The organism is Sphingopyxis sp. (assembly GCF_035565275.1).
GTDB lineage: Bacteria > Pseudomonadota > Alphaproteobacteria > Sphingomonadales > Sphingomonadaceae > Sphingopyxis.
In genome coordinates this window covers 21,536-39,564 of the sequence record NZ_DATMST010000250.1, presented here as the reverse complement: position 1 = coordinate 39,564, position 18,029 = coordinate 21,536, and the positions used below count along the sequence as shown (strand labels likewise).

Genomic DNA, 18,029 nt, shown 5'->3' with positions numbered 1-18,029 from the left:
GGAAACCCGTCGGGCGGAGACGACAGGCGCTGTGCATCGAGCCCGTGCAGGCTCAGAACGGTCTCGGACCTCGATGTGGCGAACCCGGTTGTCACGACGGCCCGTCAGCGACGCCGGGGCAGGAACGACGCGTGGCGGATGAAATCCTGAAAGAGATGCGGCGGGTCGGGATCGGCGACGCGCCGCACCATCTGCTTGAACCGCGCGAGGACATGCGCGGCGATCCAGCTGAAATCCGCCAGCACCCCGTATAGCCGCCCGTGGTTCTTGAGGAAGTAGCGCCGGCGCGAGTGGAACCAGTAGGCAGGCAAACGCCGCAGTTTCATCTGCTTGCCGGTGATGCCCGTGCTTTGCCCGGCGATGTGCAGTACCACCGCATGCGGCACATACCAGCAATCCCACCCCTTCCGCCGCGCCTGCAGGCAGAAATCGGTTTCCTCATAATAGAGGAAATAGCCTTCGTCGAACCGCATGCCGTCTTCGAGCAATTCGCGCCGGATGATGAAGCTGGCGCCCGAAACCCAGTCGACCTTTTCACAATGGTCACCCATCCGGCGTAGCGTGGCACTGTCGCGCAGCAGTCGCGATACGAAGCCCAGCCGCGATCCACGTTCGATCTCTCCCAGAAGGCTTGGAAAGCGGAAGGCAAAGGGCCAGGGCTTCCCGTCGGCGTCCAGCAAGGCGCTGCCGGCAATGCCTGCCTCGGGATGGGCCGCCATGAAGCCTGCCAATGTGGCGCCCGCCCCCGGAATGACCCGCGTGTCGGGATTGAGAAGCCAGATCAGGTCGGCGGGATCGGGCCGGTCCAGCGCCCAGGCGATGCCCAGATTGCTACCGGCCCCGAAACCCCGGTTTTCCCCGGACCGCATCAGGGTAACCCAGTTCCAGTCCCGCGACCGGATGATCTCGTCGATCAGGTCGGCCGACCCGTCATTCGAAGCGTTGTCGACGACAATGACCCGCAGACCCGGACACTGTTCCCGATCTTCCTCGAGGCTTTCCAGACACTGGATGACGAGCGTACCGGTGCGATAGTTGACGATGACGACGTCGACCGTTCCCTGTCGATGCAGATAGGATATGGTCGCGCTCATTCCGCGGCTACCATGTCGTGGTCGTGCGATATGCCCGCACCGGCAGCTCGATCGTCCAGATCCGCCCGGTCCGTGGCGCTGTCGAGGGCATTTTGGAACAAGGGAGCCAGCGTAGCGACATGGGGTTCCTGCAAGGCGCTGCTGTGCCCGCCGGGCACTGTAACGAGGGTGATCGGGCCGGCGATCCGCTTGCCCCAGCCCAACGCAACGTCGCCGTAAATTTCCTGATAGGGTATGTCGTCGATGTCGCCATTGCCATTGGCGGCCTTGAACAGAACGACGCTGCCTTCAGCAAGCAGACCTTCAGGCCGGTGGCGTGTATGCGCCACCTCATAAAGCTTCAGGAAGGGAATGGCGGGCTCGTCCCCCGCCGGACGGGTCACCGCTACGGCGGCGGCGGCGTGCAATTCGCGCACGGCTCTCCGGTCGCGGGCTTTTGCCATGCGGGATTCCATTTCCCATCGAACCGCGTTGGTCGCCTTGTGCGCGAGCGCGGGGACGAGCGTCGTCACGCGCTCTTCCTGCAACAGCGAACGGACGCGGCCGAGCCTTGCGCGCGTGATATAGAATGGCCGCTTCGCAGCCGAAACGTCGGCGGCGTCGATGATTCCCACAAAGGCGACCCTTTCCCCTGCATCCTGTAGCTGGCGCGCCATTTCGAAAGCGATGACGCCGCCTGCGCACAGTCCGCCCAGAAAATAGGGACCATGCGGCTGAACCGTCTGGATACGCTCGATGTAGTTCGCGGCCATCTCGTGAATTTGCGTATGGGCGTAGCCGCCCGCCGCATTTTTCAGCGGCTCGACGCCATAGATCGGGCGGTTCGGATCAAGCCGCAGGGCAAGGCCGCGGTAGAGCAATGTTTCGCCCAGCCCGTCATGAACGAAAAAGATTGGCGTCTCCTCGCCCCCGCCCCGGATCGTCACCACCTCGTCCGACGCCGGGCGGGCGACGTCCGCCACCGAGCCGCCCGACGCCGCAGCATCGGCGCCTTCGGGGTCCAGCTTCCTTGCCAGGGATGCCACTGTGGGCGCGTCGAGAAGTGCTGCCAGCGGCAGGATCTTGCCGGTCTTCTTGCGCAGCCGGTTGGTGAACTGAACCGCCAGCAGCGAATGGCCGCCCAGATCGAAAAAATCATCGTTCCGGCCTATCGGCTGCACACCCAGAAGGTCCGACCAGAGATCGGCGATCGCCTGTTCCATCTCCGTGGCCGGCAGGTCGAAGGTGCCATCGCCGTTGTCCGCAGCGATGTCCCTTCCGGGCCTGCGCGCCGGAGCCCGGAGTCGCGCCAGCGCGGCATTGATATCCGATGGCGAGATGATGACCTGCGGGCGGGCATGGCCTTCCAGCAGGGAGCCAATCACCTTCAGCCCCTCTTCGGGCAGGATCGCATCGGGGCGTTGGAGGTAAGAGGTGTCGTTGTTCGCAGCGCGGCCGGCGGATGCCGCGCCCTCCTTCAGCGGCAGCAAACCCGTATCGCGCACGCGCATCATGGTGAATTCAGCGATTTCCGCGAGCACACGACCATGCTCATCGGCAATGGTCACGTCGAATATCGCCATCAGATTGGCGTGTGCTCCGACCGGGCGATAACGGATATGGCTGACGATAATCGGTGTCAGGGGCGCATGCGACACGAGCCGTCGATAGGAAAATGGCGCGAAAAAGTCCTTGCCGGGCACATATTCCGGGATCAGCGATTGCGCGCCTGCTGTGGCGAAGTCGAGCAGCGCGGGATGCAGCAGTATGCGGTCGAATTCGTCGTGGAACGCGGGGTCCATCGACAGCCGCAGCACCGCTTCTTGCTCGCCATAAGCAATGCGCCTGACATTCGACCAGCGCGGTCCGAACCGCAGCCCCGGGCTCGAGACTTCCTTCTCGCCGGCCACCTGCGGGCAGCGATCTTCCAGTTCGGCGATAGCCATCGGATCCGGCACGGCGAGCATGCCGACCACGGACACCTGACCGCTGCCATGCTCGACCCACGCCGTCGCGACGCCATCGACCGGCCGCCCCAGGATCGTGAAACTCCAGTCATCGCCAACGCGGCGCTTCAGCCGTACCCGCAAAGCGCGTTCGTCGCCGTCCTGAACTGCGAAGGGTGTGAGAAACTTGACGTCGGAGAATATGACCATCCCGGGATTGACCAGCGCATATGCCGCCCGTGCGATTTCGAGAAAGCCCGTACCGGGTATCAGCGTCCCCGCACCCGCCAGCCGGTGCTCGTCCAGCAACCAGTGCCGTTCGGGGCAAAGCGTAGCCGAAACAACAAACTCGTCGGGTGAAATGACATGCAGGCTTTCGAGAAAGGGATGATCGACCGCCTTGCCCTCGGGCAATTCGTCAGCGAGCCCTTCGGCGCCGCTCCCGCTCAGCGCCGCCGCCATCCCGACCTCCCGCCACGGGCTCCAGCCGACCGCCAGCACGCGCGGTCCGTCTTCGCCATGCCGTGCCTGTGCGTAGCTGTCGAGAAAGGCATTGGCCGCGGCGTAATCGGCTTGCCCGGGCAAACCGGCAAAGGCGCTGATCGATGAGAACAGCATGACGAATTCCGGCCTTTGGCCTTTCAGCGCTTCTTCCAGCGCCAGCGTCCCCGCGACCTTGGGACGCAGCACGGCCTCCATCGCCGCGCGCGACCTGGTTTCGATCAGCCCGTCATCCAGCGTGCCCGCAGCATGAAATACGCCCGTGACCGGGCCCAGCAGGGTCGTGACATGCCGGACCGCGTCGCGCAGCGCGCGCGCGTTGCCAACGTCGACGGTGACGAGTTCGACCGTCGCGCCCGATGCTTCCAGCGCCATCACCTTGCGGATGCGATCCTGTACGACCGGATCGGTGGCGCCTTCGGTGAGGGCATCCGCCCAACCGGCGCGCGGCGGCAACTCCGACCGCCCGAGCAGGGCGATGCGAACACCCTCCTGTTTGGCGATATGCCGCGCGATCGTGAGCCCGAGACCGCCGAGGCCGCCGGTCACGAGATAGGTCGCGTCCGACCGGAGGGCCGGCTCTGCAGCCTCGCTACCCGCGTGTGCGGCCGGGACCCGGCTGAATTGCTGCACCCAGCGCTCGCCCGCGCGATAGGCGACCACGCGGTCGGTCCATTCGGCCGCAAGTTCGTTCACGACCGCGCCGGCAAGCATCGCGTTCGTATGGACGCCCGATCGCGGCGACAGTGCGACATCGATACAGCGGACATGCAGATTGGGATATTCGGCCGGCACGACGCTGGTCGCACCGAGCACCGTCGCCTTCAGAGGCATCAGGTCGCCGTCGCCGCCGATGCGCTGCATCCGGTCGGTCAGCAGCGCGATTTCGACCGGCTCGTCGCCGATTTGATGCGCCAGTTCGCGCGAAAGGGCGATCAGGCTGAAAAAGCCCAGTTCCTGCAGCCTGCGCGCGTCGGGCTGCTTGCGGCCACAGCCGGTGACCAGCCAGCCGTGATAGATCTGCGTCGGCAGGCGGCCTTCCGCGCCCAGCGTGTCGAGCAGCCGGCCATAATCCGCCTGGCTGGCGGGATTGACCGAAAACAGCCCCTCCCCCAGTCGCCGGAAGCGGTCGCCCGCCCGTACCACAACCACGTCGCGCCCCGCTGTTCGCAGCCGATCGACGATCTGGCGTCCCAGTCCCTGCGTGTCTTCCAGCACCAGCGCAGCGCCTTCGCGGACGCCGGCGGCGGCAAGGAAGGAACGCGCCCAGACGGGTTCATACTGCCATTCGGCGGTATCGTCCGAACGATCCGCATCGTCCGGCGCGCCGTCCGCCACCGCGAGTTGCGCGCCCGGCTCGTACCAGTGACGCTGGCGGTCGAACTGATAGGTCGGCAAGGGAATCCGCAGACGTTGCTCGCCCGCCCAGAAGGCGTCCCAGTCCACCGCCGCGCCCGCTGCCCAGAGCTGCCCCAGGGCATCGAGCCAGACGGCATCATCGTCGAGCTGCTGATCGGGATGGCGCATCGAACTGATGACCGGCTGCTCGCGCCCGCGCTCGGGATGCTGGCGGGCAAGGCTGGCCATGCCGCGACCCGGGCCGACTTCCAGAAGCGCCCTTTCCCCGTCGTCGAGCAAGCGGTGCAATCCGCCCGTAAAACGCACGGTCTCGCGCAGATGTCGTACCCAATATTCGGGGTTGGTGACATCGTCCGCCGTTGCCCACTCGCCCGTGAGGTTCGATGCGAAGGGAATGGTCGGCGCGCGCAAATCGATCGTCCGCATCAGCGCCCGGAATTCGGGAAGGATCGGATCGAGCATCGGCGAATGCGCCGCGACCGAGATGCGGACGATCTGCGCTTCGACCTCGCGATCGGCGAGACGATCATGAAAGCGCGCGATGGCATCGGCCGGCCCTGAAACGACACACAGGTTCGGCGCGTTGATCGCCGCGATGGACAGGTCGGGCGGCAGCAAGGACTGCAACTCCGCCTCGGACAGCGGCACGCTCAACATGCCCCCATCGCTGATCGTTTCGAACAGGCGGCCGCGCGTGGTGACGATCCGGAGCCCCGCCTCGAGATCGATGACGCCTGCCAGATGCGCCGCGGCATATTCGCCGGAACTGTGCCCGATCATCGCCGACGGCTGGATACCGATCGACATCCACAGCCGTGCCAGCGCCGTCTGGATGAGGAACAGCGCGGGCAGCGCGACCGACGGGCGTGCCAGCTCCGCCGGGGCCGCTATCCTGTCCGCTTCGCCGGGGAACAGCCACCGGCGCACAGTCTGCATCCCCATCCGGTCGAGAATGGACAGACCCGCATCCACGGCCTGCCGGAAGAGCGGTTCGGTATCGTAAAGGCCGCGCGCCATATCGGCGTGCTGCGGTCCGGCGCCGCAGAACATGAACGCTACCGGGCGATCCGGTACATGCTTCGGCAGTGGCGCGTCCTGCCCTGCAATGTTGCGAAGGCCGGCAACCGCTTCCTTGCCCGACCCGGCAACGACGAAACGACGTCCGGGCAGATGCTGGCGACCGATGCCCAACGTGAAAGCCGTATCGGCCAAATCCGTATGCGCGCGCGTTTCAAGAAAATCCGCCAGTGCCGCGGCATTCGCCCGAACCACAGCCGGCGTTTTGGCAGTGCAAAGCAGTAGCTGGCGGCGCCGGCTCGGCCCGCTCGCCGGTCGCGGCGGGGCCTCTTCCAGCACGACATGCGCGTTGGTTCCCCCCACGCCGAGCGAGCTGATCCCCGCGCGGCGCAATCCGCTCCCGGGCGACGCGCTCCATGGCGTATGGGCGGCCTGCACCCGGAAAGGACTGCCTTCCAGCGCCAGCGCCGGATTGGGCGCCTCGAAATTCAACGAGGCAGGCAGCTCGCCATTGTGCATCGCGAGTGCGACCTTGATCACCCCGGCTGCGCCGGCGGCCGTATCGGTATGACCGATGTTCGCCTTCACCGATCCGATCGCGCAATGACCCACGCCGTCGGTCGACTGGCGAAACGCCTGCGTCAGCGCGGCGAGTTCGATCGGGTCGCCGACCGGCGTGCCCGTACCATGCGCCTCGACATAGCTGATCGAGCCGGCATCGACATCCGCCATCGCCAGCGCCTCGGCGATGACCTTTGCCTGACCGTCGACGCTCGGGGCCAGATATCCGACCTTGCCCGCGCCATCATTGTTGATCGCCGACCCCCGCAGCACGGCATAGATATGGTCGCCCGCCTCGACCGCATCGGCCAGCCGCCGCAACGCGAGCACCGCCACGCCGCTGCCGAATACCGTGCCCTGCGACCCGGCATCGAACGGCCGGCAATGCCCGTCGGGCGAAAGTATCTCGCCTTCTTCGTAGAGATAGCCCTGCCGGTGCGGCAGTTCGATCGACGAACCGCCCGCGATCGCCATGTCGCATTCGCCGTTGAGCAGGCTCTGCGCGGCCATATGGATCGACACGAGCGACGTCGAGCAGGCGGTCTGCACATTGATGCTCGGCCCCTTGAGGTCGAACAGATAGGAGACGCGCGTGGTCAGGAAGTCCTTGTCGTTGCTGGTGTGCCTGAGCAGGAAAAGGCCGACGTCCCGCACCAGCTTCGAATTGGTCAGCAGGTTGTACGGCATATAGGCATTGTGCCCCGAGCCGGCAAAAACACCGACAACCCCGTCGAAGCGCTGCGGCGTGTGGCCGGCATTTTCGAACGCCTCCCACGTGCATTCGAGGAAATGGCGATGCTGGGGGTCCATGATCGCCGCATCGCGGGGGCTGAGCCCGAACAGCGTCGCGTCGAAACACTCCATGTCCGCCAGCGGAGCGCCGCGCCGGACATAATTGCGGTTGCGCAGGTGCGCGGGGCTGACCCCCGCCGCGATCAGCTCCTCGTCGGAATAGGTCTCGATCGCTTCCCGGCCATGGCGGAGCAGATCCCAATATTCGTCGATGCCCCGCGCCTGTGCGAAGCGGCAGGACATGCCGACAATGGCGATGGCGCCTTCCGGAAGCTCGGGTTCGTTACCGGGATCGAAGGGACCATGGTTCTGTTCCATCGATCAGTTCCTGGCGAGGGCACGCGCGGCGCCACGCCGCTGGAGCGCTGCGCGCCGGTTGCTCGCGCGATCCTGCCCCTCGCGCGCAGCGATGACCTGCGGCTGCGAAACCGACAGATGGGCCGCAAGCGTTGCCACGGTCGGAAAGCGGAAGATATCGGTCAGCGAGACGGGCTTTTCGGAAACCGCCGACAGGCGGCGGTGAAGCTGGACGGCAAGCAGCGAATGACCGCCCAGATCGAAGAAATTGTCGCGCAGCCCGACGCGGGGCAGATTGAGCAGATCGCACCATACCCCCTGTATCTGCGCCTCCAGCCCGTTGGCCGGTTCGGATGGCTGGCTTGCCGGAATCTCGATCACGACGCTTTCGGGGTCGGGCAACGCCTTGCGATCGATCTTGCCGTTGGGCGTCCTCGGCAATGCGTCGATCTGAATGAAACTCGACGGCACCATGAACTCGGGCAGGTTCGCGCGCAGATGATCCCGCAATATGTCGTTCGGCAGCGATCCGTTCGCCGCCAGATAGGCGACCAGCCGGGCATCGACCGCCCCTGCGGCGCGATGCGCCACGACAACTGCTTCGATCACGTCGGGATGTTCGGCGAGCCGCGCCTCGATTTCGCCGAGTTCGATGCGATAGCCGCGCACCTTTACCTGATGGTCGAGCCGGCCAAGAAATTCCAGCGTTCCGTCCGGGCGCTGCCGCACCAGATCGCCGGTGCGATAGGCCCTCCCCTGCGATGATACGGGATCGGCGATAAAACGATCCGCCGTCAGTTCGGGGCGGTTCAGATAGCCCCGCACCACGCCATCGCCGGCGATGATCAATTCGCCGGGAGTTCCCGGCCGAACCGGCTGCATCCGCCGGTCCAGGATATAGACCTGCTGATTGAGCAGCGGCCGTCCGAGCGGCGGTGAATCGTCGCCTGCACCCAGCGCGTGGACTGTCGACCAGATGGTCGTTTCGGTCGGGCCGTACATGTTCATGACCGCGCCTTCGACAAGCGACAGCATGTCGCGGGCAAGATGCGGCGGGAACGCCTCCCCTCCGACCATCAGACGTTTCAGTTCGGCCAGATGCGGCCGGGCGGCGCCATCGCTGGCCAGCACATTGAGCAGCGACGGCGTGCATTGAAGATGCGTTACGCCATGCTCGCCCATCAGTTCGGGCAGCGTGTTTTCGGCCTCTTCGGCTTCGGCGGCGGACAGGCGGCGCAGGCGATCGAGCGTCGGCAGACTGGCAAGGACCGTATCGGTATCGACGCCGAAGTCGACAAGGCAGCCGATCTCGTCGACGCCGATGCCGCGAAGGCTGCGGACCAGCGGCAGGCAGTCTTCCGGCGTCCCGAACAGCCCGCTGGTTTCGAAATAACGGTTGAACGCATGCCCGAGCAGCGCGTCGGTTTCCTCGTCGCTGAGGCCGGACAGATCGAGCTCGTTGCTCGCTTCGGCGCCCGTCGCGCTTTTGAAAGTCGGGAACGACCAGGCATATTGCTTCAGCAAGTTCGTCGACGTGCGCAGATATTCGGTCAGCGGGCGCTGAACGATGGCACGGACCTCATCGGCATTTTCGCCGACGAAGCAATGCAGCATCAGCGTGACATGCCCCTCGCCCGCGTGTCCCGCCTCTGCCCGGGCGCGGCGGTAAGCGGCGACTTTTCCGGCCACTTCCTCGACGCTCTGTCCCAGCAGATGGGTGAGCACATTGGCGCCCGAACGGCCCGCTTCTTCGAAAGTCTGCACGTTGCCGGCCGATGTGATCCAGACGGGCAGTTCGGGCTGCACCGGACGGGGATAGGTGCGCAACTCGACGTCGCCCAGCGGCCCGGGGAAACTGCGCGCATCGCCGCGCCACAGGGCGCGGACGTCGTCCATGCAGCGCTTCAACGCGCCGTTACGGTCGGCGAAATTGTCCGGATTGAAAATAAAGTCGTTCGGCTGCCAGCCTGACGCAAAGGCGATCCCGACACGGCCGCCCGACAGATTGTCGACCAGCGCCCATTCTTCCGCGATCCGCGCCGGATGGTGCAGCGTCGCGACAACGCTGCCGGCACGAATCTTCAGCCGCGAGGTCGATGCTGCCAGTGCGGCCGAAATCACGGCAGGATTGGGATAGGGTCCGCCAAAGGCGTGGAAATGCCGTTCGGGCGTCCAGACAGCCTCGAAGCCGTTGGCATCAGCAAAACGGGCGCCTTCCATCAGCAGTCGGTACTGGTCAGCTGCGCTCGTGCTGTCCGAGCTCGCGAAATAGAAGAGGCTGAACTGCGGCGCCTTGCTGCCTTCGCGCGATATGACCTCGCCGCGCACTTCGCGCTCGGTGGCGACAACGACATGATAGCCGCGGGTCAGCGGCCAGCATATCTCGAGAACCGAGATGTCGAAACTCAGGCTCGTCACCGCCAGCCAGACGCCGTCGGGCTCCAGCTTGCGATCCATTCCGGCAAAGAAATTGACGAGGTTCCGATGCTCGATCATCACGCCCTTCGGCAGACCGGTCGAACCCGACGTGTAGATTGCATAGACGAGATTCTCGCCGGTCGCACCACCATCGAAGGGATCGGCGGACAGGGTCGAAAGCTCGGCGTCCAGCTGATCGATGCAGACAAGATGCGCCTCGGCTTGCGGCAGATCGCCGGCCAGCGAAGACTGGGTGACGATGACCGGCATGCCCGAGTCTGAAATCATATGGGCCAGGCGGTCGCGCGGATAGGCCGGATCGAGCGGAACATAGGCCCCGCCAGCCTTGTGGATCGCCAGCACGCAGACCGCCATCTCGACCGACCGTTCGACGTTGAGGCCGACCAATATGTCGGGTCCGACGCCCAGCCCGTGAAGGTGGCGGGCAAGGCGGTTCGCCCGCGCGTCAAGCTCCGCATAGGTCAGGCTGCGGCCACGCGCGGTGACGGCAATCCGGTCCGGCGTAAGGCGCGCCTGCCCGGCGATCATGTGATGGACACCCGCAACCGCGGCCGTTTCGCCGGTTTCGGCATTCCATGTCCGGATCACGCGATGATAGTCCGCTTCATCGAGCAGCGAAAGCCGGCCGAGCGCGCTCTCGGGCGCTGCATCGAAAGCAGCCAGCATCGTTTCGAAACCGGTCCACAGATCGGCAACCGCGGCATCGTCGATCCGCGCAGGGTCGTGGATCAACCGGCAGGCGCTGCCATCGCTGGCGATCGCGAGATGCAGCACCGTGCCGTCTGGCACGACGACCTGATCTAGCTGGTCGGCCAACTCGACCGAGACGGGACAGGCGAAGCCCGCCGAACCGCGCAGATCGGGCATGCGCGCGATCAGATCGCGCGCGATGGCCACGCCCCTGTGCATTGTCCCGATCTCGTTCGCCAGCCGGTCCGCGAAAACGCCGAGCGGCTGTTCCCAGTCGATCGCGACGTGCAGCGGCATCTGATCCGCGAACCATGGCGCAGCGTCCTCGAGCCGCGACCGGTAGATCGGATCGACGTAACCGATATCGACGGAATCGCGATCCGCAACGCGGCCGAGATACGCGACCCAGGCGGCCAGCAGGTCACAAGCCGTCCGGCCCGTCGCGACGGAATGATCCGCGGCAACAGGGGCGACGTCTCCGGCTCCACCCGTCGCCTGGAACTGTGGCAGCAGCAAGGGATCGAGCGCGGCAAGACGGCGATGCCACCAGCCTTCATAATGCGCCGCGGCACTGTCCAGCGTGCCGAGCGTGATCTGGCGTTCGCCTTCCAGCGACGTGAAACTCTCGCCTGCGTTCAGAAACGACGCGGATAGCGGTTCGCTGTCGACCCCGGTGATCCGGTCGAGACGAAGGTCGCGACTTCCCGTGGCGACGATTGCCGCCTCCCCTGCCTCGACCACGGTGCCCGGCGCCACGCCGCTGCAGCTGTCGAGCACGGTGACGCCGCGCACGAGCAACAGCCGGTGGCCCAGCAATGCCTTCGCGATACCGAGCGGGTTGCGATAGGCGCCGAAATCGAGCGCCGACACCTGCCGGGCGATCTCTTCCGCGGGCGCATGCCAGTCGATGGTCGCGGCCGCTGCGGGCCTTGCTTCCTTGCCGAAGAAACGCAAGGGCGCGCCCGCCACGGGCTGGCGGCGTGCCAGCGCGCTGTCCATATCCGCTGCGAGCGCTGCAAAGGTCCGCAAACCGGCCTCGAAACATTTGGTATTGAGCGACAGCGACGTTTCGCCATCCTCGACAGCGATCGCCTCACTGGCCAGAATGTCGCCGCAATCGACATCTTCGGTCATCAGATGCCAGGTTACCCCATGCTCGGGCTCGCCGGCCAGCAACGCCCAGCTCGGCGTATTGAGCCCGGCATAGGCGGGGAGCGGACCATCGTGGAAATTGATCGCGGCAACCGATGCGAGCGCCAGAATATCTGCCGGCAGAACGGACAGATTGGTGATGCTGAACAGATAATCGACCGGGCCCGGATCGGCTTCGAGCAGATCCTTGGGTCGCGCAAAGAGCGGCAGCCCGGTACGACGCGCCCACGCGGCGGCGGGCCCTTCGGGCGCGACGACCGCAACGATCTCGTGCTGCTGGTCGATCAACAGCCTGCCGCACTCGCCCAACAGGGTTTCGCGGCCGATCAAAATGCTGCGCGGCACCGTTCCCGCCATGGTGTTCTCCTTTGAACACATCGTATGTCGGAAGCCGGCACGCAGCTACTTCAACAACTCCGTAGGCAAATCATGTGGTAAAAATAGGGAATGGCGGCATCTCGCGCCGATTATTTATACTCGATCAGCCGGCGGCGGCGGCGCCAGAAGTCGATCTGGCCCTGCAGGTGCGGGAGCTTGCCCAATGTGATGAAACTGGCCTGCAGCGGCCCCTGCTTAAGATAGACCCTGAGCCACAGCAAAGGCCATAGCGGCCAGAAAACCGGAAGCGCCCACAGCGTATTGCTGGCGACCTGACGGCCCAGCAAAGGTTCGTGGGCTCCCCTGCGACTATATGCCTCGGCGGTTGCATAGCCGCTACGACGGCTGCGCTGCCACCACTGGTGAAACTGGGTCATCGCCGCGTCGTGAATGGTCATGCCATGATCGATGCGCCGGATCCGCCAGCCGTTGAGCCGGATACGGTGGCAAAGATCGGGCTCCTCGCCCGCGATCAGATCTTCCGAAAAACCGTCGACCTGCTTGAAGGAGGCGACACGGAACAGCGCATCTCCTCCACAAGTGCTGGCGATGCCGACCGGCGTATCCCATTCCCGATCGCATAGCTGGTTGTAGGGACTCGCGTCCGGAGAACGTTCGCGTCTGCGGCCGCATACCGAAGCGAGGTCTGCCTCTGCGCGCATCGCCGCCAATGCTGCGTCCAGCCAGTCCGGCACCAGTTCGCAATCGCCATCGATGAAATGAATATACTGCAGGTCCGGATGGTTCTCCATCAACCATGCCGCTCCGGCGTTACGCGCGCGCGCCGCGGTAAACGGCCGCGCGGGGTCAAGGTCAACCACGGCCAACCCGCGGGCACGCGCAAGATCACAACTGCCATCGGCGGAACCGGAATCGACGTAAACCGCCAGTTGCGCTTCCCTGAGCACGCTGTCGATACAGGTCGCAAGCCTGTGGCCTTCGTTACGGCCGATAATAACGAAACCGACCGGGGCCGACCTCGCGGCGGGGTGAGGCGTGGCGCTCACGGCTCGCGCTCCGTCCGTATCCACTGCCTCTCGCGGCGAGAAATAAACTGGGCGGCAATGGGCAGCTTCCAGAATATATAGGCTGGAATCTGTCCGATGCTCTGCAGGGGCAGAATGGCGCGCCCTTCGGCTTGCCACGCGCGCGCCAGGCCGAAGCCAAGCAGGAGCAGGGCCGATGCCAACAATGCGACCGGCAAGGCCAGCCCCGCCATCGCGATCGCGATCGCGATCGCGAGCACCGGAAACGCTCCAGCGATCAATATTACCGTCGGCGGGATCATCAAGTCGAGCGCGACCCAAGCCAGCCTCGCGTCCCGCCCCAGCGCGTGTCGGAGCAGGGCCGGTCCGTGGCGCACCATCGAATTCAGCATGCCATGTTCCCAGCGCCTGCGCTGACCCGCCGTGCCCGCATCGGAACTCGCGTCGCTGAAAAATGCAGCAGAGTCCTCGAAGACGACCCGCTCGCCCGCCAGCAGCAAATCCACCCCCATGTCGAGATCCTCGACAAGCGATTCCGCTTTCCACTCGACGCTGTCGAAAATCCGGCGCGGGAACGCCATGCCGGAACCCTGCAGCAACGCGGCGCCGGCGAGGCGGTTCAGCGCACGCTGGCGCACCAGATTTTTGATCAGAAACGCGAAACAGGAGATGCGCACCTTGGCCGAGGCATCGGGGCGGGGCATAAGCAGATAGGCGCCCTGCACCACAGCATCCCGCGCGAAAGCCGCGGTGGCGAGCCGCGCCAACGCATCCTTTTCCGCGATGCAATCCGCGTCGAGCACGATGACCACATCGCCGGCACTGCCGCAAAGGCAGGCGCGACCGAACTCGAGCGCATAGCCCTTGCCGCGGAGCGACGGATCGAAACGTTCAACCACCTCCGCACCCATGGTACGCGCGATATGCGCGGTATCGTCACTGCAATTATCGGCAACCACCAGAAGCCTGTCCCGGTCACTCAGCTGCGCCATGACCGCCGCAATTGACTGCGCGATACCGTGCGCCTCGTCATGCGCCGGCATCAGCACGGTGAAATCCGGTTGCTTCATCGTCGCGCGCAAGGCGAGCGGGCCCTGTCGCTTGACGCCAAGCAGGCACTCCAGCGCGAGAAGCGCCACCAGCGCCGCCACGCATACGCAAAGGACCGCGACAATCACCGCTTGCCTTCCCCGACACCAAGCCCCCTCGGCATGATGTCACCCTTCCCTTCGCCGTTGCAACGCGGGTGGCAGCCAGTCGGCCTTCAGATGTTGCAGCATCACCCGCCAGTCCCGCTTGTCTGCGCTTCCGGGGCGCTGGCGGAAATCGGTCGTCCGTTCGATCAGCCCGTCATTTTCAGCGCGAGCGGTATAATAATAGGTCGCGATAGAGCGGCGTGAGCGATCGTCGGGGCAGGAGAGCGGGTCGGGATGGCCGTGGAATGTATCGCGATCAGTCGAAAATATCACCGCACGGCCAAATACCGGCAAGATCCGCCGCGCCGCCGCGCGCATATTCTTGTCCCAAAGTTCAAGCGCGCCGCCATACTCCTCCCGCCAGTCCTCATTGAGATAGATGAGGAGATTGAGCCGACGGTTCACGCCCATTTCCTTGTGATGAGGGAAATCGGCATGGATGCTGAGATGCCCACCCTGCCTGGTTTCGTGCAGTCCGGCGCCCGCATGGTACGGATCGGGAATCAGCCCGGCGATCCCGGTCAGCCCGGAAAGGAAAGCCAAAAAGGCGCGAGAATTCAGCTCCGCGAATAAAATCCGCGTCAATGGCCCCTGACACTCGTCAGGGCGGAACTGGAACTTCAATCGCTCCTGCTCGCGCATGAAGCAGCTTTGCCCCTCGCTGTCGGGGAATTCCGCAGCAACACCGCGAAGAAAGTCGGGATCGAGAAAATCGTCGAGGACGATATGCGGAAAGGGCTGATTCGCCCGATACTGCTCCCCCCAGGCATCACCGGCCACACGGCATTGATCGGCATCGAAGCACCGATATCCGCCCAGATCGGTTAAACCGAGTACATGCATTCCCATCTCGTTCGTGTCGACCTGCCAGCAAATTTTCCACGGAATGGGGCGGCAGGATTATCGGGGCATATGAGACACGCTGGCGGATCGGGGAGCAAGCCGGGGGAAATCACCTTGGGAGTTCTCATAATCGACAGAAAAGAGAGGCGAGGTTAGAATAGCTCACGGAAAATCCCGGAGACGACATCGGTGCATATCGCACTTTATTCTCCCACCTGGCCACCTGCGGGGGCGGCGAACGGAATTGTCAGCTATGTCTCCACGGTAAGGGATCACCTTATCGGCAAGGGGCACAGGGTGACGATACTGTCCGATGGACGGCTCTTTCCGAGCCGCGGCGTCGACGTGCCCCTGCTTGCGCCGATCGACACGCTTGGCGGTATCGACCGTCTGCAGCGGCGCATCTCGCGGCGGCTTGACACTTTCCATGGAGGATTGCCCGGCCGGGGCCAGTTGCTGGCGGCTCAAGTCGAGGCGGCACACCGAATCGACCCGATCGACATCGTTGAAATGGAAGAGAGCTTCGGCTGGTCGGACACGGTAAGGCGGCTGACGGGCATTCCGGTCGTCACGCGCCTGCACGGCCCTCATTTTCTGAAGCCGGTCAAGCCGCGCACGGTCAGGGAAAAGCTCAACGACCTGCAACGCTGCCAGACCGAAGGCCGCGCCGTGCGATCCTCGCTGACCCTCACCGCTCCCACGCGTGCGATGATGAAGGTCACTTGCGAAAACTACCGGCGGGCATCCCGGAATTGTGATGCGGTGATCCCCAATCCCATTCGCCCCGCACCGGAAAAGAATCGCTGGAATCTGGAGGACTGCGATCGCAAGCGAATCTTGATGGTCGGCCGCTTCGATTACTGGAAAGGAGCCGATACGATGCTCCTCGCGTTCGAACAGTTGCTGCGCCGCCATCCCGATGCGAAGCTGACTCTGGTCGGTCCCCGGATCGGTATCGAAACGGGACCAGGGCAGCTTGCCGGTTTCGAGGATTATGCCCGCAGCAACCTCTCGCCCGAGACCGTCCGGCAGATCGAACTCACCGGCACCCTGACGCCAGTCGAAATAGCCCGGCTGCGTCAGACAGCTTTCGTCACGGTTCTGGCCTCGCGGGTGGAAAATTTCCCCTATGCGCTGCTGGAAGGGCTCGCGGCGGGCAGCCCGATGCTCTCGACCGACTGGCCGGGCAGCGATGAAATCATCCGGCACGGCGAAACCGGCTTCCTGACGCCGGTGGGCGATCCCGATGCTCTGGCCGAGCGGCTGGGCTGGATGTTCGATCATCCGGAAGCCGCCGCCCGGGTTGGAGAAAACGGGATGCGGCACTGCGCCGCTACTTTTTCTGTCGAGACGGTCGGCGCGCAGCTGATCGAATGCTATGAAGCCACGCTGCGGACCGGGAAGGAATGACACCCCCGCCTGCATCCGCGCTTGTCGAGGATTCTGTGCCGCTACGGACTCCGCCCGGCCACAAGCTGCGCGATCTGGCGCTTCGAGACACGAATGTCGTCGTCATCTCGGTGGTTCTCGGCAATCTGCTGCGTGCCTTCAGCAGCGTGGTTCTCACGCGCCTTCTGGTCCCCGAAGTGTTTGGCATCTCGGGCGTTATCGCATCGATCGTCTTCGCTTTCGGCATGGTGTCGGATCTGGGCTTTCAGGCCTTCGTCGTGCGGCATCCCGACGGGGACAAACCGCGCTTCCTCGATACGATATGGACAATGGCCGTGTTGCGGTCGGTCATCCTGACCGGCGCTGCGTTTATGCTCGCCCCGACCCTCGCCGGATTGTTCGGCAAGCCGGAACTGGCATCCCTCATCGAAGTATCTGCCCTCGTCTTCGTGATCGAAGGGTTCGCCTCGCTTACGCTGCTGACGGCGCTACGCCACCGGAAGGTGCTGAAGCTTTCGCTGATCGAGATGGCCGTGCTCGTGCTGCAGATTTTGTTGTCCTTCGTCCTCGCCTATCTCTGGCGAAGCTATTGGGCCATTCTGGTAAGCATGCTCATTGGCAGCGCGTTCAAAACGTCGCTCAGCTACCTGTTATTCCCCAACTCCCTGCGAAAGCCGGCGCTCGACAGACTCTATGTCCGCGAGCTTTGGGAATTTGCGCGTTTCGTGACGGGTTCCAGCATCATCACCCTGCTGTTGTTGCAGAGCGATAAATTCGCGCTGGGCAGTTTGATGTCGCTGGACGATTTCGGCTTCTACATCCTTGCCGGGAACCTCGCCGCTGCCCCGCTCGCCTTCACGACCGCCTATGCCAGCCGGGTATTGTTTCCTACCTATTCGCAGGCTTGGCGCGACGGGGAGGAAAATCTGCGAGCGCTATTCTACGCCAAACGGCGCCTGCCGTCGCTGCTCTACTGCTTCGCCGCAGGCGGGCTGATCGGCAGCGCACCGCTGGTTATCGCCGTGCTGTACGATCCGCGGTACGCAGCGTCGGCCATCTATCTGCAGATACTGGCGATCGCGCCGCTGTTCGCACTCGCATCATACGCCGGCAACGAAACGCTGACCGCAACCGGGCATATCAAGGCGACCTTCCAGGCGAACGTCGCAAAACTGGTATGGTTCTGTGTTGCCGGTCCTGCAGGCTATGCGCTGGGAGGGGTCTTGGGCCTCGTGCTCGCTGTCGGATTGATGGAAATCCCTCCCGTCATCCTCAAATGGAACCAGATGCACCGGCTGAAGTTTCTGGACCTCCGGCAGGAACTGCTTTTTCTGGCAGCGGGTGGCGCCGGGATCATTGTCGGCGCGGTAGGCGATCGACTGATCCGTCCCTTCGTCTAGATCTTTTCGC

8 protein-coding genes are annotated in these 18,029 nt (G+C 64.4%); 2 read left to right on the top strand and 6 right to left on the bottom strand.

Annotated elements, in window-relative coordinates; all coding sequences use genetic code 11:
* Positions 1-104: 104 nt before the first annotated feature.
* From VN047_RS17200 to VN047_RS17175, 6 genes are all read right to left on the bottom strand, one after another.
* Complete coding sequence (locus VN047_RS17200) at positions 105-1,094, bottom strand: glycosyltransferase family 2 protein (RefSeq protein ID WP_325544809.1); 990 nt, start codon at positions 1,092-1,094, stop codon at positions 105-107.
* A complete protein-coding gene (locus tag VN047_RS17195) occupies positions 1,091-7,567 on the bottom strand; it encodes a polyketide synthase (RefSeq protein ID WP_325544807.1) in 6,477 nt (2,158 codons plus the stop codon). Before VN047_RS17195 ends, VN047_RS17200 begins: the two co-directional genes overlap by 4 nt.
* Positions 7,568-7,570: 3 nt before the next feature.
* On the bottom strand, positions 7,571-12,184 hold the full coding sequence (locus VN047_RS17190; protein ID WP_325544805.1) for a MupA/Atu3671 family FMN-dependent luciferase-like monooxygenase: 4,614 nt from the start codon (positions 12,182-12,184) through the stop codon (positions 7,571-7,573).
* A gap of 110 nt (positions 12,185-12,294) precedes the next feature.
* Positions 12,295-13,212, bottom strand: coding sequence for a glycosyltransferase family 2 protein (locus tag VN047_RS17185; protein WP_325544803.1), 918 nt, complete (start codon positions 13,210-13,212; stop codon positions 12,295-12,297).
* Complete coding sequence (locus VN047_RS17180) at positions 13,209-14,369, bottom strand: glycosyltransferase family 2 protein (protein WP_325544801.1); 1,161 nt, start codon at positions 14,367-14,369, stop codon at positions 13,209-13,211. Before VN047_RS17180 ends, VN047_RS17185 begins: the two co-directional genes overlap by 4 nt.
* A 39-nt stretch (positions 14,370-14,408) precedes the next feature.
* Entirely contained in the window at positions 14,409-15,230 is an 822-nt protein-coding gene (locus VN047_RS17175; protein ID WP_325544799.1) for a 2OG-Fe(II) oxygenase, read from the bottom strand.
* A gap of 189 nt (positions 15,231-15,419) precedes the next feature.
* Between VN047_RS17175 and VN047_RS17170 the strand changes: the two genes are divergently transcribed.
* Both VN047_RS17170 and VN047_RS17165 read left to right on the top strand, forming a co-directional pair.
* Positions 15,420-16,640 (top strand): glycosyltransferase family 4 protein, encoded by a 1,221-nt coding sequence (locus VN047_RS17170; protein WP_325544797.1) that lies wholly within the window; start codon positions 15,420-15,422, stop codon positions 16,638-16,640.
* Entirely contained in the window at positions 16,637-18,019 is a 1,383-nt protein-coding gene (locus tag VN047_RS17165) for an oligosaccharide flippase family protein (protein WP_325544795.1), read from the top strand. Before VN047_RS17170 ends, VN047_RS17165 begins: the two co-directional genes overlap by 4 nt.
* The last annotated feature ends 10 nt before the right edge of the window (positions 18,020-18,029 follow it).